The organism is Azospirillum sp. TSO5, from assembly GCF_003116065.1.
Classification (GTDB): Bacteria; Pseudomonadota; Alphaproteobacteria; order Azospirillales; family Azospirillaceae; genus Azospirillum.
Map to the genome: position 1 here is coordinate 40766 of NZ_LGQY01000018.1, position 24376 is coordinate 65141.

At 70.2% G+C, this 24376-nt stretch carries 27 protein-coding genes; 16 read left to right on the forward strand and 11 right to left on the reverse strand.

Annotated elements, in window-relative coordinates; all coding sequences use genetic code 11:
- Positions 1–140: 140 nt before the first annotated feature.
- Positions 141–731 (reverse strand): HupE/UreJ family protein, encoded by a 591-nt coding sequence (locus TSO5_RS04565; protein WP_109150459.1) that lies wholly within the window; start codon positions 729–731, stop codon positions 141–143.
- Positions 732–909: 178 nt separating this feature from the next.
- On the opposite strand from TSO5_RS04565, the gene TSO5_RS04570 reads away from it, so the two are divergent.
- The 6 genes from TSO5_RS04570 to TSO5_RS04595 all read left to right on the forward strand — a co-directional run bounded on the left by TSO5_RS04570 (position 910) and on the right by TSO5_RS04595 (position 7073).
- On the forward strand, positions 910–2091 hold the full coding sequence (locus TSO5_RS04570; protein WP_247870586.1) for a nickel-dependent hydrogenase large subunit: 1182 nt from the start codon (positions 910–912) through the stop codon (positions 2089–2091).
- 81 nt (positions 2092–2172) lie between these two features.
- Entirely contained in the window at positions 2173–3174 is a 1002-nt protein-coding gene (gene hypB, locus TSO5_RS04575) for a hydrogenase nickel incorporation protein HypB (protein WP_109150461.1), read from the forward strand.
- A gap of 16 nt (positions 3175–3190) precedes the next feature.
- A complete protein-coding gene (locus TSO5_RS04580) occupies positions 3191–3415 on the forward strand; it encodes a HypC/HybG/HupF family hydrogenase formation chaperone (protein ID WP_109150462.1) in 225 nt (74 codons plus the stop codon).
- A gap of 53 nt (positions 3416–3468) precedes the next feature.
- Positions 3469–4515, forward strand: a complete 1047-nt coding sequence (gene hypE, locus TSO5_RS04585; protein WP_109150463.1) for a hydrogenase expression/formation protein HypE — start codon at positions 3469–3471, stop codon at positions 4513–4515.
- 133 nt (positions 4516–4648) lie between these two features.
- Positions 4649–5371 carry a sugar transferase gene (locus TSO5_RS04590; protein WP_247870587.1) on the forward strand — a complete coding sequence of 241 codons (723 nt, stop codon included), beginning with the start codon at positions 4649–4651 and terminating at the stop codon, positions 5369–5371.
- 274 nt (positions 5372–5645) lie between these two features.
- On the forward strand, positions 5646–7073 hold the full coding sequence (locus TSO5_RS04595) for a S41 family peptidase (RefSeq protein WP_109150464.1): 1428 nt from the start codon (positions 5646–5648) through the stop codon (positions 7071–7073).
- Between the two features lie 129 nt (positions 7074–7202).
- Here the strand turns inward: TSO5_RS04595 and TSO5_RS04600 are convergent, their stop codons facing one another.
- Positions 7203–7976 (reverse strand): 4'-phosphopantetheinyl transferase superfamily protein, encoded by a 774-nt coding sequence (locus TSO5_RS04600; RefSeq protein ID WP_247870588.1) that lies wholly within the window; start codon positions 7974–7976, stop codon positions 7203–7205.
- A gap of 124 nt (positions 7977–8100) precedes the next feature.
- Between TSO5_RS04600 and TSO5_RS04605 the strand changes: the two genes are divergently transcribed.
- The 4 genes from TSO5_RS04605 (at position 8101) to TSO5_RS04620 (ending at position 11464) form a co-directional block, all read left to right on the forward strand.
- Positions 8101–9081: a phosphoribosylaminoimidazolesuccinocarboxamide synthase gene (locus TSO5_RS04605; protein WP_109150466.1), complete on the forward strand. Its 981-nt coding sequence runs from the start codon at positions 8101–8103 to the stop codon at positions 9079–9081.
- A gap of 15 nt (positions 9082–9096) precedes the next feature.
- Positions 9097–10050 (forward strand): D-2-hydroxyacid dehydrogenase family protein, encoded by a 954-nt coding sequence (locus TSO5_RS04610; protein ID WP_109150467.1) that lies wholly within the window; start codon positions 9097–9099, stop codon positions 10048–10050.
- A 26-nt stretch (positions 10051–10076) separates the two neighbouring features.
- Positions 10077–10829, forward strand: coding sequence for a phosphatase PAP2 family protein (locus tag TSO5_RS04615; RefSeq protein ID WP_247870589.1), 753 nt, complete (start codon positions 10077–10079; stop codon positions 10827–10829).
- A 110-nt stretch (positions 10830–10939) separates the two neighbouring features.
- Positions 10940–11464: a hypothetical protein gene (locus TSO5_RS04620; protein WP_109150469.1), complete on the forward strand. Its 525-nt coding sequence runs from the start codon at positions 10940–10942 to the stop codon at positions 11462–11464.
- 8 nt (positions 11465–11472) lie between these two features.
- Here TSO5_RS04620 and TSO5_RS04625 read toward each other — a convergent pair whose 3' ends face one another.
- The 3 genes from TSO5_RS04625 to exbB are packed head-to-tail and all read right to left on the reverse strand — an operon-like array spanning position 11473 to position 13681.
- On the reverse strand, positions 11473–12348 hold the full coding sequence (locus TSO5_RS04625) for an energy transducer TonB (RefSeq protein WP_109150470.1): 876 nt from the start codon (positions 12346–12348) through the stop codon (positions 11473–11475).
- Positions 12345–12776, reverse strand: coding sequence for a TonB system transport protein ExbD (gene exbD, locus TSO5_RS04630; RefSeq protein WP_109150471.1), 432 nt, complete (start codon positions 12774–12776; stop codon positions 12345–12347). The genes TSO5_RS04625 and exbD overlap by 4 nt, the downstream gene beginning before the upstream one ends.
- A 5-nt stretch (positions 12777–12781) precedes the next feature.
- The gene (gene exbB, locus TSO5_RS04635; RefSeq protein ID WP_247870590.1) at positions 12782–13681 is read right to left on the reverse strand and encodes a tonB-system energizer ExbB; all 900 of its coding nucleotides are present in this window, start codon (positions 13679–13681) and stop codon (positions 12782–12784) included.
- 381 nt (positions 13682–14062) lie between these two features.
- Here exbB and TSO5_RS04640 point away from each other — a divergent pair, with 381 nt between their 5' ends.
- The 3 genes from TSO5_RS04640 to TSO5_RS04650 are packed head-to-tail and all read left to right on the forward strand — an operon-like array spanning position 14063 to position 15605.
- The gene (locus TSO5_RS04640; protein ID WP_109150472.1) at positions 14063–14317 is read left to right on the forward strand and encodes a hypothetical protein; all 255 of its coding nucleotides are present in this window, start codon (positions 14063–14065) and stop codon (positions 14315–14317) included.
- 53 nt (positions 14318–14370) lie between these two features.
- On the forward strand, positions 14371–15162 hold the full coding sequence (locus tag TSO5_RS04645; protein ID WP_109150473.1) for an SDR family NAD(P)-dependent oxidoreductase: 792 nt from the start codon (positions 14371–14373) through the stop codon (positions 15160–15162).
- A complete protein-coding gene (locus TSO5_RS04650) occupies positions 15159–15605 on the forward strand; it encodes a nuclear transport factor 2 family protein (protein WP_109150474.1) in 447 nt (148 codons plus the stop codon). The genes TSO5_RS04645 and TSO5_RS04650 overlap by 4 nt, the downstream gene beginning before the upstream one ends.
- On the opposite strand, the gene TSO5_RS04655 is transcribed toward TSO5_RS04650, so the two are convergent.
- From TSO5_RS04655 to TSO5_RS04670, 4 genes are read right to left on the reverse strand one after another with little or no spacing between them, the layout of a single operon-like run.
- The gene (locus TSO5_RS04655; RefSeq protein WP_348981046.1) at positions 15568–16113 is read right to left on the reverse strand and encodes a DUF3833 domain-containing protein; all 546 of its coding nucleotides are present in this window, start codon (positions 16111–16113) and stop codon (positions 15568–15570) included. The two genes, TSO5_RS04650 and TSO5_RS04655, sit on opposite strands and share 38 nt — an antisense overlap.
- 16 nt (positions 16114–16129) lie before the next feature.
- A complete protein-coding gene (locus TSO5_RS04660) occupies positions 16130–17392 on the reverse strand; it encodes a cyclopropane-fatty-acyl-phospholipid synthase family protein (protein ID WP_109150475.1) in 1263 nt (420 codons plus the stop codon).
- Positions 17389–18246, reverse strand: coding sequence for a DUF1365 domain-containing protein (locus tag TSO5_RS04665; protein WP_109150476.1), 858 nt, complete (start codon positions 18244–18246; stop codon positions 17389–17391). The genes TSO5_RS04660 and TSO5_RS04665 overlap by 4 nt, the downstream gene beginning before the upstream one ends.
- Positions 18246–19613 (reverse strand): FAD-dependent oxidoreductase, encoded by a 1368-nt coding sequence (locus tag TSO5_RS04670; RefSeq protein ID WP_109150477.1) that lies wholly within the window; start codon positions 19611–19613, stop codon positions 18246–18248. The genes TSO5_RS04665 and TSO5_RS04670 overlap by 1 nt, the downstream gene beginning before the upstream one ends.
- A 218-nt stretch (positions 19614–19831) precedes the next feature.
- Between TSO5_RS04670 and TSO5_RS04675 the strand changes: the two genes are divergently transcribed.
- Together TSO5_RS04675 and TSO5_RS04680 are read left to right on the forward strand one after the other, a co-directional pair.
- Positions 19832–20506, forward strand: coding sequence for a sigma-70 family RNA polymerase sigma factor (locus TSO5_RS04675; RefSeq protein WP_109150478.1), 675 nt, complete (start codon positions 19832–19834; stop codon positions 20504–20506).
- Positions 20503–21219 (forward strand): ChrR family anti-sigma-E factor, encoded by a 717-nt coding sequence (locus tag TSO5_RS04680; RefSeq protein ID WP_109150479.1) that lies wholly within the window; start codon positions 20503–20505, stop codon positions 21217–21219. The genes TSO5_RS04675 and TSO5_RS04680 overlap by 4 nt, the downstream gene beginning before the upstream one ends.
- Here the strand turns inward: TSO5_RS04680 and TSO5_RS33600 are convergent.
- Both TSO5_RS33600 and TSO5_RS04690 read right to left on the reverse strand, forming a co-directional pair.
- Positions 21214–21906, reverse strand: coding sequence for a hypothetical protein (locus tag TSO5_RS33600; protein WP_109150480.1), 693 nt, complete (start codon positions 21904–21906; stop codon positions 21214–21216). The genes TSO5_RS04680 and TSO5_RS33600 overlap by 6 nt on opposite strands.
- 102 nt (positions 21907–22008) lie before the next feature.
- Positions 22009–23034, reverse strand: a complete 1026-nt coding sequence (locus TSO5_RS04690) for a DUF4118 domain-containing protein (protein WP_109150481.1) — start codon at positions 23032–23034, stop codon at positions 22009–22011.
- A 306-nt stretch (positions 23035–23340) separates the two neighbouring features.
- Between TSO5_RS04690 and TSO5_RS04695 the strand changes: the two genes are divergently transcribed.
- A complete protein-coding gene (locus TSO5_RS04695) occupies positions 23341–24375 on the forward strand; it encodes an amino acid ABC transporter substrate-binding protein (protein WP_109150482.1) in 1035 nt (344 codons plus the stop codon).
- The last annotated feature ends 1 nt before the right edge of the window (position 24376 follow it).

The following is a 24376-nucleotide window of genomic DNA, read 5'->3' on the forward strand; positions in this document are numbered from 1 at the left end:
GCGGCGGCGCAACCTTGTCTCCCGGCGCAAGTGGAAAAATGTCGCGGTCCTGCGTGGGGCGGCGGCTGAATGCGCAGCAAAAAGGCCGGACGGTCTCCCGCCCGGCCTTCGCCATGAACTTGGGGTCGCAAGGCTCCGGATCAGGCCAGCGCGGCCAGCGCCACGCCGCCCAAACCAATCGCCGCACCCAGCCCGCGCAGGGCCAATGCCGCCCCGGCGATCCCGCGCAGCGACAGGGCCGCGGCGACGCCGGCGCCGTGCAGCAGCGCGGTCGCCAGCGCGAAGCCAAGGCCGTAGAGCAGCGGCTGTGCCGCCTCCGGCATCTCCGCGCCATGGGCATGGCCGTGGAAGACGGCGAACAGCGCCACCACCGCCATCGACAGCGGCAGCGACAGGCGCGACTGCGCGGCGACCAGGACGCCCAGCGCGATCACCGACCCGGCGATCCCCAGTTCCACCGCCGGCAGGGCGATGCCGCTCATGCCCAGCAGGCCGCCGCCGATCATGGCGGTGACGAAGGCGGCCGGCAGCGCCCACAGGGCGGCACCGCCGCGCTGCGCCGCCCACAGCCCGACCGCGACCATCGCCAGCAGATGGTCCCAGCCGCCGGCCGGATGCAGGAAGCCATGGGCGAAGCCGGCGTCATGGGCGCCGAAGGTGTGGGCGTCGGCGACCGCGGGCAGCACCAGCCCGGCCAGCAGCACGGCCGAGGCGAGGGGGAAACGTTTCATTGACCAGCATCCTCTGATGTCGTGTCGCGCTGTCGGGGCGAAGTGTAGCAGAAAGCGTCAGCCCGGCCATGGCCGAGACGGCGGTTCCGCCCCGCCGGATCTACGTCGTTTGACGCAGGTCAATGAGTTGCACCCCCGATCCGTCACGATGCGCTGCCCGTTGCCACAGGAATCCTCGATGTCCACCGCCACGCTTCCCGGAGAGGGTTCGGTATCCGTCCGGCTGTGGCTAGATGGCGGGAATGATGGCAAAGCCATCCGCCAGGCCGAGGTCGCCACCCGCCGCCCGCGCGCCGTCGCAGCATTGGTCGGACGCAAGGCGGAGGAAGCGGTGCGGCTGGCGCCCCTGCTGTTCAGCCTGTGCGGCAGCGCCCAGGGGCTGGCCGTCGCCCGCGCCTACGAGGCGGCGTTGGGCATCGACGCCACTCCCCACGAGACCGCCCGCGCCCTGCTGACCGATGCGGAGGCGCTGGACAGCCATGGCTGGCAGGCTGTGGTCGAATGGCCGGCGCGCCTCGGCGCCCCGCCCCGGCCGGCGGCCCTGCGCGATCTGCGGGCGGCGGTGTCGGCGATCATGCCGGCGCTTTACCCCGCCAGGGACGGGCTGCGGCCCGGCGGCGGCGTTCTGCGGCCGGACACGGCGGCGCTGCGGGATATCCTTGTGCGGATAACCGGCTGGCTGGAGACGACCATCTTCGCCGGCCCACCGCCTCAGGATGCCGACGACCTCGCCCGCTGGGCGACAGGCGGCGGCAGCGACGCGGCGCGGCTGGCCGCCCGGCTGCTGTCGCCCGAACTGGCCGGCTGGGGCGCCTGCGGCACACCCCTGCTGGCTGAGCGGTCACCCCTCTGGTACGCGACGGCGCTATCCGGCAACCCGTCCTTCGCCGCCACCCCCCGGTGCAAGGATGCTCCCGCCCTGACCGGCCCGCTGGAACGGCAGGTCGACCATCCGCTGGTCGTCTCGGTGACGGAACGCTTCGGCGACGGGCTGGCCCGGCTGTTCGCGGCGCGGCTCGCCGATCTGGCGGAGCTGCCGCGGCGGATGGAGGCGGCCATCGCGGATCTTCGCCCCGCTGATCCCGCCACCGCCGGATCGTCGGGTCCTGGCGAAGGCTGCGGCGTGGCGGAGACGGCGCGCGGGCGGCTGGCCCACTGGCTGCGGCTGGACGGCGACGGCCGGCTGGCCGACGCCCGCATGGTGGCGCCGACCGACTGGAACTTCGCCGCCGACGGCCCGCTGGCGCGCGGCTTGGCGGGGGTCGAGGTGCGCGACCGCGACGACGCGGTGGACCGGGCGCGGCTACTGGTCGCGATGCTGGACCCCTGCGTCGCCTGCGGCATAGAAGTACACGAATGACGAGCGCTTGCCGAAGCCTGCGGGCAGACCGATGATGGGCAGGGCGGACGGATTGCGGATGGAAGAGCGGGAGAGCGCGTGATGTGCACGGTTTGCGGATGCGGCGAGGGCGAGACCCGGATCGATGGCAAGGGGATCGACGGCAAGGCTGCCGATGCCGATCATGAGCACATCGGCCCCGACGGCAAAATCTACCGCCACCACCACGGCGAGGCGCACCACCACGCCCACCATCACCATGACGACACCCACGAGCATGTCGCCCCCGATGGCACGGTGTTCCGCCACAGCCATAACGACCACGATCATGGCCACCATCATCACACCCACGACCACCACCGCCCCGACCGTGCCGACGCCATCGACGGCGGCGCCGCGCTGAACCAGCCGCGGCTGGTCACCATCGAACGCGACATCCTGGCGAAGAACGACGGTCTGGCCGCCGTCAACCGCCGCCGCTTCGCCGAGCGCGGGGTGTTCGTGCTGAACCTGATGTCCAGCCCCGGATCGGGCAAGACCACCCTGCTGACCCGCAGCCTGACCGACCTGAAGGGCCGCTTCCCGGTCGCGGTGATCGAGGGCGACCAGCAGACCAGCTTCGACGCCGACCGCATCCGCGCCACCGGCACTCCGGCGGTGCAGGTCAACACCGGCAAGGGCTGCCACCTCGATGCCTCCATGGTGGCGCAGGCCGCCGACAAGCTGGCGGCCGACGGCCAGTTCGCCGAGGACGGCGTGCTGTTCGTCGAGAATGTCGGCAATCTGGTCTGCCCCGCCGGCTTCGACCTGGGCGAGACCCACCGCGTCGTCGTGCTGTCGGTGACGGAGGGGGAGGACAAGCCGCTGAAATATCCGGATATGTTCGTCCGCGCCGACCTGCTGGTCGTCAACAAGATCGACCTGCTGCCGCACCTGACCTTCGACGTGGAGCGCATGATCGGCTACGCCCAGCGCCTGAACCCGTCGCTGGCGGTGATCCAGCTGTCGGCCACCACCGGCCAAGGGCTGGAGGAGTGGTACGACTGGATCGCCGACGGTCTGGCGGAGGCCCGCGCCTCCCACACCGCTTCCGCTGCCGTCTGACCGGAGGACCACCGCCATGTGCCTTGCCGTCCCTGCCCTGGTCACCGCCCTGCTGCCCGACGACCGCGCCACCGTCAGCCTGGGCGGCGTCACCTCCACCTGCTCGCTGGAGCTGGTGGAGGGCGTCGCCGTCGGCGACTACGTGATCGTCCATGTCGGCTACGCCCTGTCCCGCCTGGATGCCGAGGAGGCCGAGCGAACGCTCGCTCTGCTGGCCGAAGTCGCCGACGCCGCGGCCTGACGCGAATCCAGCGCCTCCCCCACACACCCCTGCCGACCACCCGGACCCCCGCCATGACCGACCGCCGCCTCTTCACCCGCAAGCTCGACATCGCCCGCGGGGCGGTGGACATGACCCACGGGTCGGGCGGCAAGGCGATGGCGCAACTGGTGCGCGAGCTGTTCGCCGCCGCCTTCGCCAACCCGTATCTCGACCAGGGCAACGATCAGGCCGCCTTCGATGTGCCGGGCGGGCGCATGGTGATGACGACCGACGGCTTCGTCGTCTCACCGCTGTTCTTCCCCGGCGGCGACATCGGCTCGCTGGCGGTCCATGGCACGGTGAACGACGTCGCCATGGCCGGCGCCGTGCCGCTGCACCTGACCGCCGGTTTCATCATCGAAGAGGGCTTCCCGCTCGCCGACCTGAAGCGGGTGGTCGACAGCATGGCCGCCGCGGCGCGCGAGGCCGGGGTCGCCATCGTGTCGGGCGACACCAAGGTGGTGGAGCGCGGCAAGGGCGACGGCCTCTTCATCACCACCACCGGCATCGGCATGGTGCCGGCGGGCGTCGCCCCGTCGGGCGACCGGGCGCGGCCGGGCGACGTCATCCTGGTCAGCGGCACCATGGGCGACCATGGCGTCGCCATCATGTCGACCCGCGACAATCTGGGCTTCGAGACGGCGATCCTGTCCGACAGCGCCGCGCTGAACGGGCTGGTCGCGGCGATGGTGGCGGCGGTGCCGGACGTGCATGTGCTGCGCGATCCCACCCGCGGCGGGCTGGCGACGACGCTGAACGAGATCGCCCACCAGTCCGGCGTCGGCATGCGGCTGCGCGAATCGGACATTCCGCTGCGGGCGCAGGTCGCGGCGGCTTGCGAATTGTTGGGGTTGGACCCGCTTTACGCCGCCAACGAAGGTAAGCTGATCGCGATCTGCGCCGAGGAGGAGTGCGACCGTCTGCTCTCCGTCATGCGCGATCACCCGCTGGGACGGGATGCCGCCCGCATCGGATGTGTGGTGGAAGACCCCCACCGCTTCGTTCAGATGGAGACCCGCTTCGGCGGCCGCCGGATCGTGGATTGGCTGACCGGGGAACAGCTTCCCCGGATCTGCTGACCCGTACCGGCGGGCTAACTCACCCTTTCCAATCGTACCGTCCCTTTGGCGGGACCCCTTTCGCGCGCTGGCCGTTGCCTCTCTCGGATGGTCCTATGCTCTGACCCGAGACGATCAGCGACGAGAGAATATAATGGCGTTGTCCAACATCGCCCTTCTGGGCGCTCCCCGTCTGGACCCCGGCCGGATGGCCGGGACCCGGTCGGCGATGCAGGCGATGGACCGGCTTCCCGGTTGCCCACCCTTGCACAGGCACCGCGTGAAACGCGCGTTCGACATCGTCGGCGCGCTGGGTCTGCTTGCCGTTTTCGGGCCGTTGATGGTCGTGCTCGCCTGGATGGTGGCGCGCGACGGCGGCCCGGCGGTGTTCGGCCACCGGCGCATCGGCGCCGACGGGCGCCCCTTCACCTGCCTGAAATTCCGCTCCATGGTGGTCAACTCGGCCGAGGTGCTGGAACGGCTGCTCGCCACCGACGAGACGGCGCGCGCCGAATGGCTGGCGACGCGCAAGCTGCGCAACGACCCCCGCATCACCCCGGTCGGCCGTTTCCTGCGCAAATCGAGCCTGGACGAGCTGCCGCAGCTCATCAACGTCCTGCGCGGCGACATGAGCCTGGTCGGCCCCCGCCCGATCATCGACGACGAGGTGTCCTATTACCACGCCTGCTTCCCCTTCTACACCCGCTGCCGCCCCGGCCTGACCGGGCTGTGGCAGGTCAGCGGCCGCAGCGACGTCGATTACGTGCGCCGCGTCCAGCTCGACACCGCCTATGTCGTCGGCTGGAACTTCTGGGCCGACATCGGCATCATGCTGCGCACGGTGCGGGTCGTGGTGAAGGGCAGCGGCGCCTACTGACGCCCGCCATCTCCGAAAGCGTTCATCCGTTCGGATAGGTCGCGCGCTCCCTCGGGGCGCGCGACATCGCCGTTTGCGCACCCTATCTCTGGAGTCCGCCCTCTTGCGCGGTTCGGCCGATCCACCCCGGGCATGACCCTCTTGCCGAAATCGGGATGGATTTTGAGAATGGGCGGACGACGTGCTAGGGTCGCGGCAACCGGCGAAACACTGGTATAAGTGAACGATGCGCGTAAGACCGCCGGCCGGATCGGCCAGTCAAGAGGGTCCAAGGATGGCGAAGCTGCTGGCTGCCTTGCTGCTGATGATGGTGGCGATCGGGCCCGCCTGCGCCGTGGCGCCCACCAGCCGTGCCGACACCGTGGCGGCCCTCGACCGCTACCGGACGGATTTCGCGAAGATCCGCGGCTATGGCTCGCTGTCCACCGCCGACCGCAATTACGTCCTCTTCTCCGACGCCATGCGCCGCGTCCTGACGGAGCATGTGAAGGCCTATGATCCGCAGGTGCTGATCGACAAGGCCGAGGATGGGCTTAAGAAAAAGAAGGCGGAGAACCCGAAGGCCAGCGACCGCATGCTGACCGAGGCGGCACTGGACAGCATGCTGGGTTCGCTCGATCCCTATTCCAGCTTCCTCGACGCCGAGCGCTACCGCTATCTGCGCGAACAGACGCAGGGCGAGTTCGGCGGTCTCGGCATCGAGGTGACGATGGACGAGGAAAGCGGCCTGATCAAGGTCGTCTCCCCCATCGACGGCTCGCCCGCCGCCCGCGCCGGCCTGCGCAGCGGCGACCTGATCGCCCGCATCGACGACATGGCGGTGAAGGGGCTGAACCTGCACGACGCCGTCGCCCGCATGCGCGGCCCCGTCGGCAGTTCCGTCGCCCTGTCGATCCGCCGCCCGCCCTCGACCGAGGCCAACACCCGCGTCTCGCTGACCCGCGCCATCGTGAAGATCCAGCCGGTGCGCTACCGGTTGGAGGGCAACGTCGCCTATGTCCGCATCGCCACCTTCAACCAGTCGACCTCCACGGCGCTGGACGCGGCGATCGAGACCATGCGCCGTCAGGCGAAGGGCCGGCTGACCGGCGCCGTCATCGACCTGCGCAACAACCCCGGCGGCCTGCTGGAGCAGGCGGTACAGGTGGCCGACCGCTTCCTGGAAACGGTGGACATCGTCTCCGTCCGTGGCCGCGATCCGGAGGAATCCCGCAACTACCGTGGCACCCCCGGCGACCTGCTGGCCGGGCTGCCGGTGGTGGTGCTGATCAACAGCGGCTCCGCGTCGGCGTCGGAGATCGTGGCCGGCGCCCTGCAGGACCATCACCGGGCGCTGCTGTTCGGCTCCCGCTCCTACGGCAAGGGGTCGGTGCAGACGATTTCCTCGCTCAGCGTCGACACCGGCATCCGCCTGACCACCGCCCGCTACTACCGCCCGTCGGGGGCGCTGGTGGACTGCTTCGGCGTCTCCCCGAACCTGGAGGTCAAGCCGACCCACGGCAGCACCGAGGAAACCCACCCCGACCCTGCCACCTGCGATCCCAACGCCCCGGTCCCGCCGAAGCCGCAGGTGTGGCTGGCCCAGGACATGTGCCCCGACGTGATGGACAAGGCCCCCAAGCCCGACGACGACCGTCCGCTGGAATGCGCCGTCTCCGCCATCCGCAACCGCCTGACCGGGACATTGGCCGGGGGAGAGTGAATCCTCCCGGTGCGGAAAAATCCCCTCTCCCCCCCGGGGAGAGGGTTAGGGTGAGGGGGAAGCGCGGCGAGGATTTTCAAAAGCCGAGCACCCTCCCATTCCCCAATGAATCCACCCGATGCATCCCCCTCACCCCGCCCCTCTCCCCGGGGGGGAGAGGGAGGCATCCATCACCCGAGTCTCCACCGTCCAGCCGGTGCCATGCGCCGCGATGGCGGCAATGGTGCCGGGCAGCACCCGGCGGTCGAACAGGCTCCAGTCCGCCGGCACGCCGACATCGCCGCGCAGCCGCCCGTCGATCTCCAGCAGCGTCGGCGGCGCGCCCGGCGTCACCTCCACCGCGAACTGGTCGAGCGGCATCGACAGCCCGACGCCGGCCGCCTTGATGAAGGCCTCCTTCCGGGTCCAGGCCAGCAGGAAGCCCTCGTCCCGCTTCTCCGGACCCAGCGCCTGCAGGGCCGCACGCTCGGTTGCGTGGAAGAAACGGTCGGCGATGCCGTCGGCGCTTTCGATCGGGCGCAGCCGCTCGATGTCGACGCCGATCCGCCCCTCCGCCGCCACGGCGATGGCCAGCGAATCCTCGCTGTCGCTGAGGTTGAAGGCCGGGCCGCCGGCCAGCGCCGGTTTGCCGTGCGTGCCGTAATCGAAGACCAGCCCGGCCGGATCGCGCCCAGTGCAGCGCCCCAGCAGCAGCCGCAGCAGCCCGCGCCGCAGGATGAAGCGCTCGGTCAGCCGTTCCATCATGAAGCGGTCGGCGCGCTCCACCTCGTCGTCCGACAGCAGGGCGCGCATCGCCGCCTTCTGCTCCGACAACCCCGCCAGATCGGCGAACCAGACGCGGACGACTCCGGGCGCCAGGACATAGTCGCCGGCGCTCCCCGTTGCGGTCCCGGCTGCGGGCATTCTGATGCTCCCGTCATGCATCGGACAGCGATCCTCCCTCTCAATTTAGCGTCCTGGCTCCGGCAGGGGTTTCGGGTATCATGCGCGCCTCTCGCATCCGCCCCTGCATCCGGACCAGGATCCCATGGTTGACACCGCCCTGCTCGCCCCGCACCTGACCAACGTTCTTCGCGACGCCTTCATCCCGGAGCTGCCCAATCATTACCGCGGCAAGGTGCGTGAAAACTACGACCTTCCGGACGGCAGGCGCATCCTGATCACCACCGACCGTCTGTCGGCCTTCGACCGCATCCTGACCGCCATCCCCTTCAAGGGACAGGTGCTGACCCAGACCGCCCGCTTCTGGTTCGAGGCGACGAAGGACATCTGCGCCAACCACGTCCTGGAATATCCCGATCCCAACGTGGTGGTGGCGAAGCGGCTGACCATCATGCCGGTCGAGGTCGTGGTCCGCGATTACATGGCCGGCACCACCGGCACCTCGATCTGGTCGATGTACAAGCAGGGCCGGCGCGAGATGTACGGCCACATCTTCCCCGACGGGCTGCGCCAGAACCAGAGGCTGGAAACCCCTATCATCACACCGACCACCAAGGCCTTCGACGCCGGCCATGACGAGGAGCTGACCGCGGCCGAGATCGTGGGCCGCAACCTGCTGACCCGCGCCCAGTGGGACGAGGTGTCGGACAAGGCGCTGGCGCTGTTCGCCCGCGGCCAGAAGATGGCGGCGGAGCGCGGCCTGATCCTGGTCGACACCAAGTACGAGTTCGGCTTCGACGAGGACGGCAACATCCTGCTGGCCGACGAGATCCACACCCCCGACAGCTCGCGCTACTGGTTCGCCGGCAGCTATCAGGAGCGGTTCGAGACCGGCGGGAAGCCGGAGAGCTTCGACAAGGACTTCGTCCGCAACTGGGTCGTCGCCCGCTGCGATCCCTACACCCAGGACATCCCGGAGATCCCCGGCGACGTGGTTCTGGAAGCCGCCCGCGTCTACATCGAAGCCGGCGAGACCATCACCGGCCGCCCGTTCGAGGTGCCGGCCACCGCCGTGCCGATCCTCGACCGCATCCGCGCCAACCTGGCGCCCTACTTCACCAAGTAAGCGGGAGCGGGCTCCATGCGCGTCGCCGTCCTCGACGATTACCAGGGGGTCGCCCGCGACCTCGCCGACTGGTCGCAGTTGCCGCCGGGCAGCGACCTGACGGTCTTCGAGCAGCCGCTCGGCGATCCGGACGTGGTGGCGGCGGCGCTGGAGCCCTTCGACGTGCTGGTCATCATGCGGGAACGCACGCCGTTCCCCGCCGCGCTGATCGACCGGCTGCCGAACCTGAAGCTGCTGGTCACCACCGGCGCCCGCAACAACGCCATCGACCTCGCGGCCTGCGCCGCCCGCGGCATCCCCGTCAGCGGCACCCGCATGGTCGGGGCGCCGACGGCGGAGCTGACCTGGGGCCTGATCCTGGCGCTGGCCAAGCGCATCCCGGCCGAGGAGCGCGCCCTGCGCGAAGGCCGCTGGCAGACCGGGCTGACCGGCGATCTCGGGGCCAAGCGGCTTGGTCTGGTGGGCTTGGGCAAGCTCGGCAGCAAGGTCGCCAAGGTGGGTCAGGCCTTCGGCATGGAGGTGGTGGCCTGGAGCCCCAACCTGACCGACGAGCGCGCCGCCGAGGCCGGCGTGACCCGCGTGGAAAAGCGCGACCTGTTCGCCACCTCCGACGTGGTCAGCGTCCATCTGGTGCTGAGCGAACGCACCCGCGGCGTGGTGGGGGCGGACGAGATCGGCGCGATGAAGCCGACCGCCTTCCTCGTCAACACCTCGCGCGCCGGACTGGTGGACGAGGCGGCGCTGGTCCATGCGTTGCGCCACGGCCATATCGGCGGCGCCGGCATCGACGTCTTCCCCATCGAGCCTCTGCCGAAAGACAGCCTTTGGCTTGACCTTCCCAACACCGTGCTGACGCCCCATCTCGGCTACGTGACGCGGGAGAATTACGCGGTGTTCTACCGCGACGCCCTGGAGGACATCCTGGCCTGGACGGCCGGCTCACCGGTGCGGCTGCTCTCTCCCGCCTGAACGGGCAAAGGGGATGGAGGATGCCGGTGAGGACGAGTGACGGGGCCGGGGACGGCATCCGGGCGACGTTGCGGGACAGGCTGAACCGCTATCAGCCCGGCGTTCTGATCGGGCTGTCGGCCATCGCCGCCCTGCTGTTCGGCTTCGTCGAACTGGCCGGCGAGGTGATGGAGGGCGAAACCACCGCCTTCGACAGGCACATCCTGCTGGCGCTGCGCGATCCGCTGAACCCGGACCTGCCCGGCGGCCCCTGGTGGCTGGCGCGTATGGCGCGCGACATCACCTCGCTCGGAAGCACCACCATCCTCGCCATCCTCACCGTCGCGACGCTGGGCTTCCTGCTGCTTCTGCACAAGCGGGCGGCGGCCCTGCTGGTGCTGGTCGCCGTCGCCGGCGGCGGTACGCTCAGCACCGTGCTGAAGCGGCTGTTCGACCGCGCCCGCCCCGATCTGGTGCCGCATGGCGACCAAGTAATCTCCGCCAGCTTCCCCAGCGGCCACGCCATGCAGTCGGCCGTCGTCTACCTGACGCTGGGCGCCCTGCTGACCCGGTTCGTCGAGGGCCGGCGGACCAAGGCCTATCTGCTGAGCTGGGCGATGGTGCTGACCCTCATCATCGGGGCGAGCCGCGTCTATCTCGGCGTCCACTGGCCAACCGACGTGCTGGCCGGCTGGAGCGTCGGCGCCGCCTGGGCGGCGCTGTGCTGGATGGCCGCCGAATGGCTGCAGCGCCGCGGTGCGGTGGAGCAGGACCGGCCGGAAGCGACGGCGGGCAAATAGAGCAGGAGCGCCGATCCGGGTGCGTCGCACAAAAGGTTAACAAGCGGCTTGAATACCGACGCTTGCCCGCCGATAGTGTCGACCCTACCCCTTTCGGATCAGGCCGCACCATGCCGCAGGGCACCCTCGACCGCGAAACCCTTGAAGCCGTCGGCGTCCTCGCCCGTGCGGTGGAGCGCGAGCGGGTGCCCGGTGTCCTGGAATGCCGTCTGCTGGCGAACGCGCTGAAACGCACCCTGGACAGCGGCGGGGAACGCGAACTGACCGAGGCGTCGCGCGTGTTCCGCACGCTGGATGTGGACTTGCGCGAACGCATCGTCGCCCGCGCGCGGGTGGAAGCGCAGCAGACCCGCGCCCAGGCGAAGGCCGCCGCGACACCGGACAGCACCATCGACCGGGAGGAGATCACGCAGGAGATTCCGGCGCTGCCCGCCTGGCGTGTTTCCGAACCGAAGGGCCGCGAACAGAAAGGCCGCGCCGGCACGAATTTCCTGGCCGCCCTGAATGGCCTGCGCCCGGCGGCCACCACCGGCTCCAATGCCGGCTCCAGCCGGGGCGCGGCCCGCGACCGCCTGCGCGCCGCCGTCGATTCCCAGCGCCGCGTCGGCCAGCGGGCGGAGCCGACGCTCGACTGAGGGCCGCCTCAGCGGATGAAGAACTGGACTGGGACCACCAGCTCGATCCGGTCCTTCGCCATCTCCTCCGGCGGGGCCGGCAGGGGGGAGGCGCGGCGGACCATCTCCACCGTCTCCTCGTCCAGCGACGGCACGCCGGAACTGCGGTCGAGCCGGACCGACAGCACGTTGCCGTCGCGGTCGATGGTGAAGCGGACCTGGGCGACCCCTTCCTGCCGGCGGGCCTGAGCGGCGCGCGGATAGCGCTTGTGCCGTTCCAGATGGCTCAGCAGCCGTCCCTGCCAGCTCGGCACCGCCCGGCTGGGCGCGGCCGACGGGGCCGGCGCCGCCGGTGCGGGAGCCGGAGCGGGCGCGGGCGGAGCGGGCGCGGGCGGAGCGGGCGCGGGCGGAGCGGCCACCGGGGCCGGCTGCACCGGCTGAGCCACCGGCTGGGGAGGCTTCGGCTTTTCGGGCTTGGGTTTTTCCGGCTTGGGTTTGGGCTTCGGCGGCTCGGGCGGCGGTTTTGGCAGCACCACCTCCGGTTCGACCACGGGGGGTGGCTCCGGCGGCGGCGGTGGTTCCTCGACCACCGGTTCGGGCGGCGGCGGTACGGGGTCCGGTTCGATCACCGGCTCCGGCATCGGTTCCGGCAGGGGAATGTCGATGGCCGGCGTCGGCTCCGGCGGCGCCACCGGCAGCGGCGCCAGTTCCAGCAGCACGGCCGGCGGATCGGCCTCCGACGGCGTGATCGGCACATGCCACGCCACCATCGCCACGCCGGCCGCGGCATGGACGCCCAAGGCCAGCATCAGGCTGCCGCCCCATCGGAAAGCCCCGCGTGCCGGACGCTCCGCCCCGTCGGCGGACCAGCCACCCACCGCTTCCTGGTCGAAGGCCGCACTCATGGCGTCGGCGCCGCTTCCAGCCCGACGAGGCCGATCTTCAGGTAACCGGCGGCGCGCAGGCTGTTCATCACCTCGGTCAGGGCGCCGTAATCGACAGTCTTGTCGGCGCGCAGGAAGACGCGCTGGGTCTTGTCGCCATGGGTGGCGGCGTCCAGCGCCGCGCCCAGGGCCTCCCTGGTCGTCGTGGTGTCGCCCAGCGACAGCGTCTTGTCGGCCTGGATGGTCAGAAACAGCGGCTTGTCCGGCCGTGGCGTCGGTGTGGCGGTGGAGGCCGGCAGGTCGACCGGCACATCCACCGTCGCCAGCGGGGCCGCAACCATGAAGATGATCAGCAGGACGAGGACGACGTCGATGAAGGGCGTGACGTTGATCTCATGGGTTTCGGTCAGATCGTCGTCGCTGCCGCTGGAGCCGAGGCGCGCACCCATCGCCGTCACTCCGCCGCGCGGGAGTTGCTGTGGGGACGCGGCAGCACATGGCGGTCGATGTCGCGGCTCAGCAGGCGCAGCACCGCCGCCGACGCGTCGGTCAGCTGCGCCTTGTGCCCGCCGATGGCGCGGCTGCAGGCGTTGTAGACCACCACCGCCGGGATGGCGGCGACGAGGCCGATGGCGGTGGCCAGCAGTGCCTCGGCGATGCCCGGCGCCACCACGGCGAGGTTGGTGGTCTGCGCCTTCGAAATGCCGATGAAGCTGGTCATGATGCCCCACACCGTGCCGAACAGGCCGATGAAGGGACCGGTCGAGCCGATGGTGGCGAGGATGCCGGTGCCGCGCGCCATGCGCCGGCCGGCCGCCGACTCGATCCGCTCCAGCCGCGAGGCGGCACGGTCCATCAGCCCGTCGCGCGACGGCGCGTCGGCCGACAGGTGGGTCTCGGCGACCACGGCGCGGACCAGCGCCGCCGCGGTGCCCTGGCTGAAGCCGACCCACTCCGCCGCCTGCGACAGCGAGCGCGCCTCCTCCAGCATCGCCAGCGCCGAGCGCGCCTTGCGCCTGGCCGACGACAGCTCCACCGTCTTGGCGATGGCGATGGTCCAGGTGACGACCGAGGCGAGCGCCAAGCCCACCATCACCGCCTGCACCACCGGGCTGGCGGTGACGAACATGCCCCAGGGCGACAGGTCGTGCGGCAGCGAGGCGAGAGCCGCCGCAGCCGCGTCCGGAGCGGTTTGCGCCGCCCCATTCGCCGCCCCCTGCATCGCTCCATCCAGCGGCGGCGCGGCGGCGGGCGCGGCAGCCTCCTGCGCGCGGGCGGCGGCGCCGGCCATCAGAGCCCCGGCACCGGCAAGTGCGGCGGCCAGCGCAGGACGGTGGCGAAACGATGTCGGCATGGCGGTCCAACTCCCCCTCGGCGCGTGTCCGGCACGCGCGCTGCAAAAATCAAAAACCAAAAATCCCGACGGCACTCCGGCGCTATGCTCCGAAGCCGATACCCCGACGCGGTTATAATGCGAATGAGTCGCACTCGCACTGAAAATCGACCGCTGCCGGTGGGGAAACTTGCATTTTTGTGGGAATTCGCCGCCCTAAGTCCGTGGTTTCGCTGGCCCTGCGAACAGTCTCGGGCACCGCAACCGCCATCGCGACCAAGTGCGAATAAGTCTCACTACCATCATTTGGCGCCGCTGTCGTCGAGAAACTCGACGCCCTGCAACCTTCCGTCGCTCCCGCCGGTTGAACAGGCCGTCGAGACAGCGCCAAGGAGAGTGCCGATGACCCAGGTTTCGGTTGTGGAGGAAAAGGGCAGCTTCCGGCTGGTGGCCTGCGACGGCCGCTTCGCCGTGGTGGAGGCGCGGGCGGGACGGGTGTTCGGCCTGCCGGATGACGCGGAGGGTGGCCGCGACGGCGCCCCGGACAGTCCCGACGGCATCGCGGCCGTCGCCCGCTGGACCGGCGAGGACGAGGCCCGCGCCCTGATGCGCGACCTGTCGGAGCGTGGCGACCAGTTGGCCCGCCGCATCTGGTGATCCGCCGGAACCCCGGCCGCGTATCGCCGTGGGTATAGTGTGCGGAGCGCGTCATGGATGGGACTGGCGGTGAGGCGGAGAGCGGGTCGAACGGCAACACGCCCGGCATCACCTGGATCACCGGCGCCAGCAGCGGCATCGGCCGGGCGCTGGCGATCCATCTCGCCGACGGCGGCGCGCGGGTGGCGCTCTCCGCCCGTTCGGTCGAGGATCTGACGGCAACGGTGCAGCGCAGCCCGGACCGCATGCGCATGTTCCCGCTGGACGTCACCGACCGCGTCGCCACCGCCGCCACCGTCGTCGCCATCGAGCGCTGGTTCGGCCCCATCGACCGGGCGGTGCTGAATGCCGGCACCCACAGCCCGATGTCGCTTGAGGATTTCTCCGCCGACACCGCCCGCCGGCTGATGGAGGTCAACTATATGGGCGTGGTCCATGGGCTGGAGGCGCTGCTGCCGCGGATGCGGGCGCGCGGGCGCGGACAGGTGGCGGTGGTCGCCTCCGTCGCCGGATACCGCGGCCTGCCGACGGCGGCGGCCTATGGCCCGACCAAGGCGGCGCTCATCAACCTGTGCGAATCGCTGAAGCCCGACTGCGACCGCGCCGGGATCAGGCTGCAGCTGGTCTGCCCCGGCTTCATCGACACGCCGCTGACCGCCCGCAACCCCTTCCCCATGCCGGACCTGATGCCGGTGGAGGACGCGGCCCGCCAATTGGCCGACGAGATGGAGGGCGACGGCTTCGAGATCACCTTCCCGAAACGCTTCACCCGCAAGCTGAAGCTGGCGCGCTGCCTTCCCTATCGGCTTTACTTCCCGCTGGTGCGCAAGGCGACCGGAACATGACGGACGATTCCCGACAACACGGACTGGATGCCTGGGCCGATTTCTTCGAGACGCTCAGCCTCGAGACGCTGGACCGGCTGCCGGCGCTGACCGTGCCGGAGGTGCGGTTCCGCGACCCCTTCAACGACGCCCATGGCCGGGACGCGGTGCGGGCGGCGCTGCTCCACACCCTGAACGGCTGCCGTGATCTGCGCTTCACCGTCACCCACCGGCTGTTCGCACCCGATCTGGCGATCCTGCGCTGGCGCTTCGGGGCGACGGTGACCGGCATCGGCCGGATGGACGTGATCGGTACCAGCGAGGTGCGGCAGGCCCCCGACGGCCGGGTGGCCGAGCACATCGACCATTGGGATTCCGGCGAGCATGTCTATCTGCGCCTGCCGCTGCTGGGCGCCCCGCTTCGCCTCATTCGGCGGCGGCTGGGGGCTGCACCGCCGGATTGACGATGGCACCGGGCTGGACCAGCCGGCCTTCGGGCAGAAAGAACAGGCTGACCGTGCCGATCCACAGGCCCCAGCGATAGACGTTGGCACGGTTTATCAGCGCATCACCCGGCTGCAGCCACATCCAGTCGTCGAACCGCACGCGCCAGCGGTCGCCGCCCACCTTCAGCGCCATCTCGTAGGTCCAGTTCAGCGCGTTGCCGGCCGACCGCCCCACCGCCGTGCCGATCACGTCGTCGGCCCGCCCCTCATAAGATCCTTCGGCCGTCCTGACGATGCGCCAGACCCGGCGGTCGGTCTCGCCGTCGACATAGACGAAGCGTTCGTCCAGCACCAGTTCCCGCCCGTCCCACCGTCCGTCGATGGCGACGGTGAAGCTGCGGCGCAGCGTGCCGAAGCGGTCCTCGAACACGCCCCAGGCATGGGTGCGCCCGGCGAAATAATGCTCGATCCGCAACTCGGGCGTATTGCTGGCGAAATCCCCGATCTTCATCGCCCCGATCTTCATCGCAAGGTGCCTCCGCTCACGGCTTGCGAAAGCGCCAGAGCCCGACATCGATGGTCCCGGCGCGGAACCCGGCCTCGCAATAGGCGAGGTAATAGTCCCACAGCCGGCGGAACCGGTCGTCGAAGCCCATCGCCGCCACCTGCGGCCCGGCTTCCAGGAAGCGCCGCCGCCACTCCGCGCAGGTCCGGGCATAGGAGTCGCCGAAATTCTCCACATGCTCCACCACCAGCCCGGCCCGCTCCGCCTCGGCGCGCAGGGCCGACGGGCAGGGCAGCATGCCGCCGGGGAAGATGTGTCGCTGGATGAAGTCGCAGCCGCGGCGATAGCGCGGGAAACGGGCGTCGTCGATGGTGATCGCCTGCACCACCGCCGCCCCGCCGGGCGCCAGCCGGTCGCGCAGGGCAGTGAAATAGCGCGGCCAATGCTCCTCCCCCACCGCCTCGATCATCTCGATGGAGACGATGCGGTCGAAGGTTCCGCTGGCGTCGCGGTAATCCATCAACCGCAGATCAACATGCTGAGCCAGCCTGGCCCGCTCCAGCCGCGCGCGGGCGAAGGCCAGTTGCTCCGCCGACAGGGTCAGCCCGACGACCGCGGCGCCGCGGCGGCCGGCCAGATGCTCGGCCATCCCGCCCCAGCCGCAGCCGATCTCCAGCACCCGGTCGCCGGGGCGGAGTTGCAGCAGTTCGGCGACGCGGGCGATCTTGGCCTCCTGCGCGTCCTCCAGGCTCTGCCCGTCCCGCTCGTACAGGGCGGAGGAATAGGTCATGCCGGGATCGAGCCACAGCCGGTAGAAGTCGTTGCCCAGGTCGTAATGGAAGGCGATGTTGCGGCGGCTGCCACGGCGGGAGTTGGCGCGGCTGCGGTGGAACAGCCGGTTGGCCGCCGCCGCCGCGACCGTGCCCCTGAAACCTCCCTTTTTGGCCCCGCCACCGATCGCCGCCTCGTTGCGGATCGCCAGTTCGATCAGCGCCGGCAAATCGCCGCTGCGCCACAGCCCGTCGCCATAGGCCTCGGCCATGCCGACCGCGCCGCCCAGCATCAGCCGCCGCGCCGCGGCATCGTCGAGCAGCGTCAGGTCGGCCCGCGGCCCCTCGGCCGGATCGCCGACGCACATCGTCCGCCCGTCGGGCAGGCGCAGGCTCAGCTCGCCCCGGCGGATGCCGCCGGCCATCCTCATCAGGGCGCCGGTCCACAGGTCGCGTCCGGTCACCAGCCGCAGCCACCGGGGGTGACGTCGAGGCGCGGTCGCAGCGATGTCGGTAGCGATGTCGGTCATGAATGGCCTTCTCGGAAACGGTCAGGAACGACGATGTTCTTCACGACGGTCACCGGCTGCGCCGGGGCCGGCGGGCGTGGGCGGATCGCCAGCCCCTTGCGCCACAGGTGCAGCGCCTCCCAATGGATGCCGGCGACCACCTTGGCGGTCATCAGCGGGTGGCGGGCCCAGGCGCGCAGGATGGCGCCGTCGGTCAGCTCCACCCGCTGTGCGGTCAGCGACGCATGCAGCACCGGCCCCCCGGCGTCGGTCTGGCGGATGGACACCGTCATCGGCTCCCCCGCTTCGCCCTTGGGTGGGCGGATGCGGAAGTGATAGGCGGTCTCCATGTCCATGAAGGGCGAGACGTAGAAGCGCTTGTCGCAACTCTGGCGCACCAGCCCGTCCGGTCCGGGCGCCGCCGGGATCAGATAGGCGTGGCGCTGGCCGAAGGTGTTGGACACCTCATGGATGATGGCGGCGAGCGTCCCGTCCCGGCGGTGGCAGAACCAGACGCAGAGCGGGTTGAAGACGAAGCCCAGCACCCGCGGAAAGCACAGCAGGCGGATCGGCCCGCCCCCTTCGATCCCGGCAGCGGCAAGCTGGCCTTCGGCCCAAGCCTTGAGACCCCTAATCTCCCTCTCCCCGGGGGGGAGAGGGGACTCTCCCAACGGCCCGAAATCGCGGTCCTGGAACCCGATCAGCCCGAATCGGTTGTGGGCGAACAGCCGCAAGTCGCGGTCCAGCCGGGGAAGCTCGTCCAGATCGGCCAGCAGGCTGAACACCCGGTAGGACAGGCGGTGCCGCACCGGCTTCACCCGGTGGTGCATCACCGTGCCGACATAGAGGCCGGAGGCGAAGCAGGGCGCCTCCATCACGCGGTCTCCAGCTCTGCGCCACGGATTGCCGGCGCCGGCCCCACATGGATGCGGCCCGACGGGTTCGGCACCGTCCAGGGCCGGCGCACGCCGCCCAGCGCCTCCGCCACCGCCAGCCCGGCCTGCGCCCCGTCCTCGTGGAAGCCGGCGCCGAAATAGGATCCGGCGAACCATGTCCGCCGTCGGCCCTGCAGGCTCCACAGCTGCCGCTGCGCCGCCAGCGCCTCCATCCCGAAGATCGGGTGGTCGTAGAGCACGCTGCGCAGGATGCTGCCGTCGCGCGGCGGGCGGATGGGGTTCAGCGTGACGAACAGGTCGCGCTCCTGCGGCAGGAAGCCCTGCAGCCGGTTCATCCAGTAGGTCACGCACAGGGCGTCCTGCCCGCTATCGCCCCGCTCGGCCAGATAGTTCCAGCTCGACCACACCGCGCGGCGCTTCGGCATCAGGGCGGGGTCGCTGTGCAGGATGGCGAGGTTGCGCTCGTAGCCGAAGGCGCCCAGCAGCCGGCGCTCCTCCCCGCCGGCATCCTCCAGCAGAGCCAGCGCCTGATCGGCATGGGTGGCGATCACGACATGGTCGTGGGCGCGCACCTCGCCGCGGCGGTCGCGCAGCAGGACGCGGTCCTCCTCGCGGACGATGCCCTCCACCGCGCAGTTCAGACGCAGGGCGCCGGGCATGTCGGCCAGGATGCGGCCGACATAGCTGCGGCTGCCGCCCTCCACCGTGCGCCAGACCGGCCGGCCCTTGAGCTTCAGCAGGCCGTGGTTGTCGCAGAAGCGGATGAAGGCGACGGCGGGATGGCCGCGCATCGACTCCGCCGGGCTGGACCAGATGGCGGCGGCCATCGGCAGCAGATGGTCGCGGATGAAGGCGTCGGAATAGCCGCCACGGTCCAGCACGTCGCCCAGCGTCAGCGCCTCCGCCGCCGGATCCGCTAGAAGGCCCGGCGCTTCGCGGTAGAAGCGCAGAATGTCGGCGATCATCCGCCAGAAGCGCGGGCGCAGCAGGTTGCGCTTCTGCGCGAACAGGGCGGCGGGCGTGCCGGCATACTCCACCCGCCCGCCGTCCAGTGAGGCGGCAAAGCTCATGTCCGTCGCCCGCGTCGGCACGCCCAGATGGTCGAACAGGGCGACCAGATTGGGATAGCAGGGCTCGTTGTAGACGATGAAGCCGGTATCGACCGGGCCGGCACCGTCAGCCTCGACCGTGTTGGCATGGCCGCCCGGCCGGTCCTCCTTCTCATAGAGGGTGACGTGGTGCGCCTTGGACAGCAGCCAGGCCGCCGACAGCCCGGCGATGCCGGACCCGACCACCGCGATATCGAGCGGAGCCGGTGAGATGTGGTCGGGCGGGGAAAGCGGCATGGGGGCGGTCCTTGGGGATCTTGTAGGGGGGCGGATCTTGTCGGGGGGCTTGTCGGTGCGTGGACGCGGAGACTAACCCGAAATGGGTAGGTCCGGCTTGTGATCGGGATACGGCGGCAAATGGCCGTTGGATCATCGCCACGCCCACGCTTTCCCGCCAGCCCCGAAAAGACAGGATCGGCGGTGATCCGAAGCACAGGCTGCGGCGTATCCTGGCCATGATCGCCCAATTGGCCTCCCTTCTGACGCATGCCGCCGGAGCCGACCGGACGCCGGATCCCAAAAGGATCGGACAGGCCACCCGCGTGTCGGCCAAACCGGCGGTGGCCGATCCCGCCGCCGCAAGGCTGGCGGCGGACCAGTCGGCCGATCTGGTCGCGGTGGCGGCGGGCGACCGGGCGGCCTTCGCCCGGCTGTTCGCCCACTTCGCCCCACGGGTGAAGGCCTACATGCTGAAGCTGGGGATGCCGGCGCAGCGGGCGGAGGATCTGGCGCAGGACACCATGCTGTCGGTGTGGCGCAAGGCCTCGCTCTACGACCCGGCGAAGGCGGAGGCGGCGACCTGGGTCTTCACCATCGCCCGCAACCTGCGCATCGACATGCTGCGCCGCGAACGCCATCCGGAGGTGTCGGACGACGAGCTGCTGGAGCATGAGGACGACCGCCCCCGCGCCGACGAAATGCTGGACGGCGACCGCCGCGCCCGCCGCCTGCGCGGCGCGCTGGCCTCGCTGACGCCGGAACAGGCGGAGGTGGTGCAGCTGTCCTTCTTCGCCGACCTCGCCCACCCGGCCATCGCCGAACGGCTGGACGTTCCCCTGGGCACCGTGAAATCGCGCCTGCGTCTGGCCATGGCCAAGATCCGCAAGGCGCTGGGAGACGACGACCGATGACCGCCCGACAACCCGCCGCCCGCCAACTTTTCCTGCCGAACCACCATCCCAGCGACGCCCTGCTGGTGGCCTATGGCGCGGGCAGCCTGGGAGAAGGGCTGTCGCTGGCCGTCGCCGTCCACCTCGCCCATTGCCCGGACTGCCGCGCCACCCTGGCGGAAGTGGAGGCGTTGGGCGGCGCCCTGCTGGAGGATCTGCCGCCGGCCCCGCTGGAAAGCCTGTCGCTGGCCGCCACCCTCGACCGCCTGGAACGGGAGGAGGCGCCGGGCAACCCCTGCAAGGCCATGCGGATACGGCCGCAATGCAGCCGCCCCGCCGGCCCGGCCACCGCGTCCCTTCCGGGTCCGCTGCGCGCCTATGTGCCCTCCCTGGAGACCCTGTCCTGGCAGCGGCTGGCTCCCGGCGTGCGGCGGGTGGAACTGCTGCCGCGCACGTCGTCGGGCGGCGCGGCCCAGCTTCTGCGCATCGCCCCCGGCACCGCCCTGCCCCACCACGGCCATGGCGGGCTGGAGCTGACCGTGGTGCTGAGCGGCCATTTCGCCGACGAACTCGGCCGCTACGGCCCCGGCGATCTGGCGGAGGTCGATGGCGACACCAACCACCAGCCCATCGCCGACAGCCACCGCGACTGCATCTGCCTGATCGCGACGGACGCGCCGCTGCGCTTCACCGGCCTGATGGGCCGGCTGATGCAGCCCTTCATCGGGCTATAGCAGATCCTTGAACAGAAGCTGCGCCGGCGGTTCCTTGTCCTTGCCCCGCTTGCGCGCCTTCCCCTTCGCCTTTTCCTTCGCCACGTCGGGTGGCAGTTCGGCTGCCGGTTCGGCCGGCGTTTCGGGCTGCTCCACCGGCAATTCCGGCGCGGCCATCGGCGGTTCAGCCGCCGGTTCCGGCGCCGGCTGGGCAACGGGTTCCTGAGCGACGGGTTCCGGCACGACCGGCTCCGGCGCCGTCACCGGTTCGGCCACCACCTCGGCCGCCGGCTCCACCGGCTGTGCGGCTTCGGGCGCCGCCTCCACCTTTTCCTTCTTCTTCCGGGACGGCCGGCGCGGGGCGACGCCGACGCCTTCCTTGGCGCGCTGCTTGGCCTTGTCGCGGGCCTGGGCCTCCGGAGCCTCGGGGTTGTCGGTCAGCCATTTGCGGCGCTTGATGACCTCGTTCACCCGGCCCTGGTTCACGCCCAGCTGGAAGGCGATCTCCTGCTGGGTCATGTTGGTGGTCTCGTGCAGGTGCAGGATCTCGGCGGCCAGTTCCGGCGTCATCTTGCGCCCGGTCAGGCGCCGGGCCGGCCGGACGGAGCGCTGCGAGCGGTCGCGCGCCCTCAGGGACTCAAGGATCTCCAGCGCGGCCGTGTTGCCCGCCGCCTTCAGCGCGTCCTCGAATTCCTTCAGCGTCGCCATAAGTCCCCCTCCCGCTGTCGTCGGCCCGGTCCCCGCAGCAACCGGCAGGATCACAGATAGTTCATCGTCTGGCGATGGAAAAGCCACGACGGATAGTCCCGGTCAGGCCGGAAAGCGCAACTCGATCCGCGTGCCGCTGCCGCCGGTCGCGCCATAGCTCAACTCGCCGGACAGCTGGGCGGCCAGACTTTGGATGATCTTCCAGCCCAGGCTGGGCAGGCGCTGCACATCGAAGCCGTCCGGCAGGCCGATGCCGTCGTCCATCACCAGCAGATGCAGTTGGTCCGGCTGGCCCGGCACCGGGTTCAGTTCGATGGTGACGGTGCCGCCGCCGCGGCCGGCGAAGGCGTGTTTCAGGCTGTTGGTCAGCGCCTCGACGATCAGCAGCGCCAGCGACAGCAGCCGTTCGGGCGACTGCGGCGCCGCCCGCACCGCCACGCGGCAGTCGATGCCGGGGACACCGGCCGCCGCCAGCATGTCCCGGCACAGCCCCTCGACATGGTTACCGAAATCATCGCCGGAGCGCGGGTCGTGCAGGCGCCGGTGCACCTGCGCCATGGTGTGGAGCCGCCGCCCCGCCTCCTCCAACGCCGCCAGCGCCCCTTCCGGCGTATGGCCGACGGTTCGCCGCTGCAAATCCAGCAGGGCGGAGACGAATTGCATGTTGTTGGCGACGCGGTGCTGCAGCTCGTGGAACATGATGGTCTGCGCCTCCAGCAGGGAGGCGGTGCGGCCGCGCTCCTCCTGCAGGCGGGCCAGCGTCACCTGCATGCCGTGGATCAGCGCGATGTCCACCGCAACCACCAGCGCATAGAAGGCCAGCGCCAGCCCGACCGATCCATCCAGCCCGAAACTGTCGAAGGGCGGGATGAAGAAATACCAGGCGGCCAGCCCCGACAGCACCGCCGTCACCACCCCCGGCCACAGCCCGGCCATGAAGGTGGTCAGGATCACCGCCGGGAAGAAGGTGAGATAGGGAAAGCCGGACGGCAGGGAATTGTCGACCAGCCGGCGCAGCAGCAGGGCGGTGGCGAAGGTCAGCAAGGCCATGCCATAGCGCGCCACCGGGCCGCGCAGCAGCAGCGAGTAGCGCGTGAACAATTGCCAGACCGGCCGATCGGACCCCATCGACGTCACTTCCCCCAATTCCCCGCACTGGCATATCACCGGCACTCATCGCTTGTAGGGCCGGCGGGCAACCTGCGCACGTGAAATATCGGGCCGAAGGCGTGACCATCCAAGGGCGAGGCCCGGCCGCGGGGTTCGCAGGTCAGTCGGCCGCTTTGTCCAAAGCTGTTCACAATTCCGCCACATCCGTTCATGCCGGGCGGGCACTTTGTTCAATCCACGGAGCGATTGTGACCTTGCGCGGCGGCCGGGACCTCCCCTGCCCCGGCGCCCTCGAAACGAATAAGGCTGAAGGAGCCCCGCCCCGTGAAGACCCGTCTGAGCGCGCTCGCCATCGCGGCCACCCTGTCCGTCTCCGCCCTTGCCCTCTCCGGTACGGCCCAGGCCGGCGCCACCTTCGACGGCGTGAAGCAGAAGGGCTATGTCCAGTGCGGCGTCAACCTGGGCCTGTACGGCTTCTCCTCGCCCGACGACAAGGGCAAGTGGTCGGGCCTTGACGTCGACATGTGCCGCGCCGTCGCCGCCGCCATGTTCGGCGATGCCGAAAAGGTGAAGTACACCCCGCTGTCGGCGCAGCAGCGCCTGCCGGCGCTCCAGTCCGGCGAGATCGACATCCTCGCCCGCAACACCACCCGCACCCTGACCCGCGACACCGCCAACGGCCTCAACTTCGGCCCGACCAACTATTTCGACGGCCAGGGCTTCATGGTCTCGGCCAAGCTGGGCCTGAAGAGCGCCAAGCAGCTGAACGGCGCCACCGTCTGCGTCCTGCCCGGCACCACCACCGAACAGAACGTGTCGGATTACTTCCGCGCCAACAAGATGACCTTCAAGCCGGTCGTCATCGAGAAGAACGAGGAGCTGAACAAGGCCTTCTTCGCCGGCCGCTGCGACGCCCTGACCTCCGACGCCTCGCAGCTGGCCGCCATCCGCGCTGCCGAGGTGCAGAACCCCAACGACTACGTCATCCTGCCCGAGCTGATCTCCAAGGAGCCGCTGTCCCCCGCCGTCCGCCAGGGTGACGAGGAGTGGATGAATCTGGTCACCTGGGCCTTCTACGCCATGGTCCAGGCCGAGGAGAAGGGCCTGACGTCGGAGACCGTCGACGCCGCCATGACCTCCCCCGATCCGGACGTGAAGCGCCTGCTGGGCGTCACCGCCGGCAACGGCAAGGCGCTGGGCGTCGAGGAGAACTGGGCCTTCAACATCATCAAGCAGGTCGGCAACTACGCCCAGAGCTTCGAGCGCAACGTCGGCGCCGGCTCCAAGCTGAAGATGCCGCGCGGCCAGAACGCCCTCTACACCGAAGGCGGCATGATGTACGCCCCGCCGATGAAGTAAG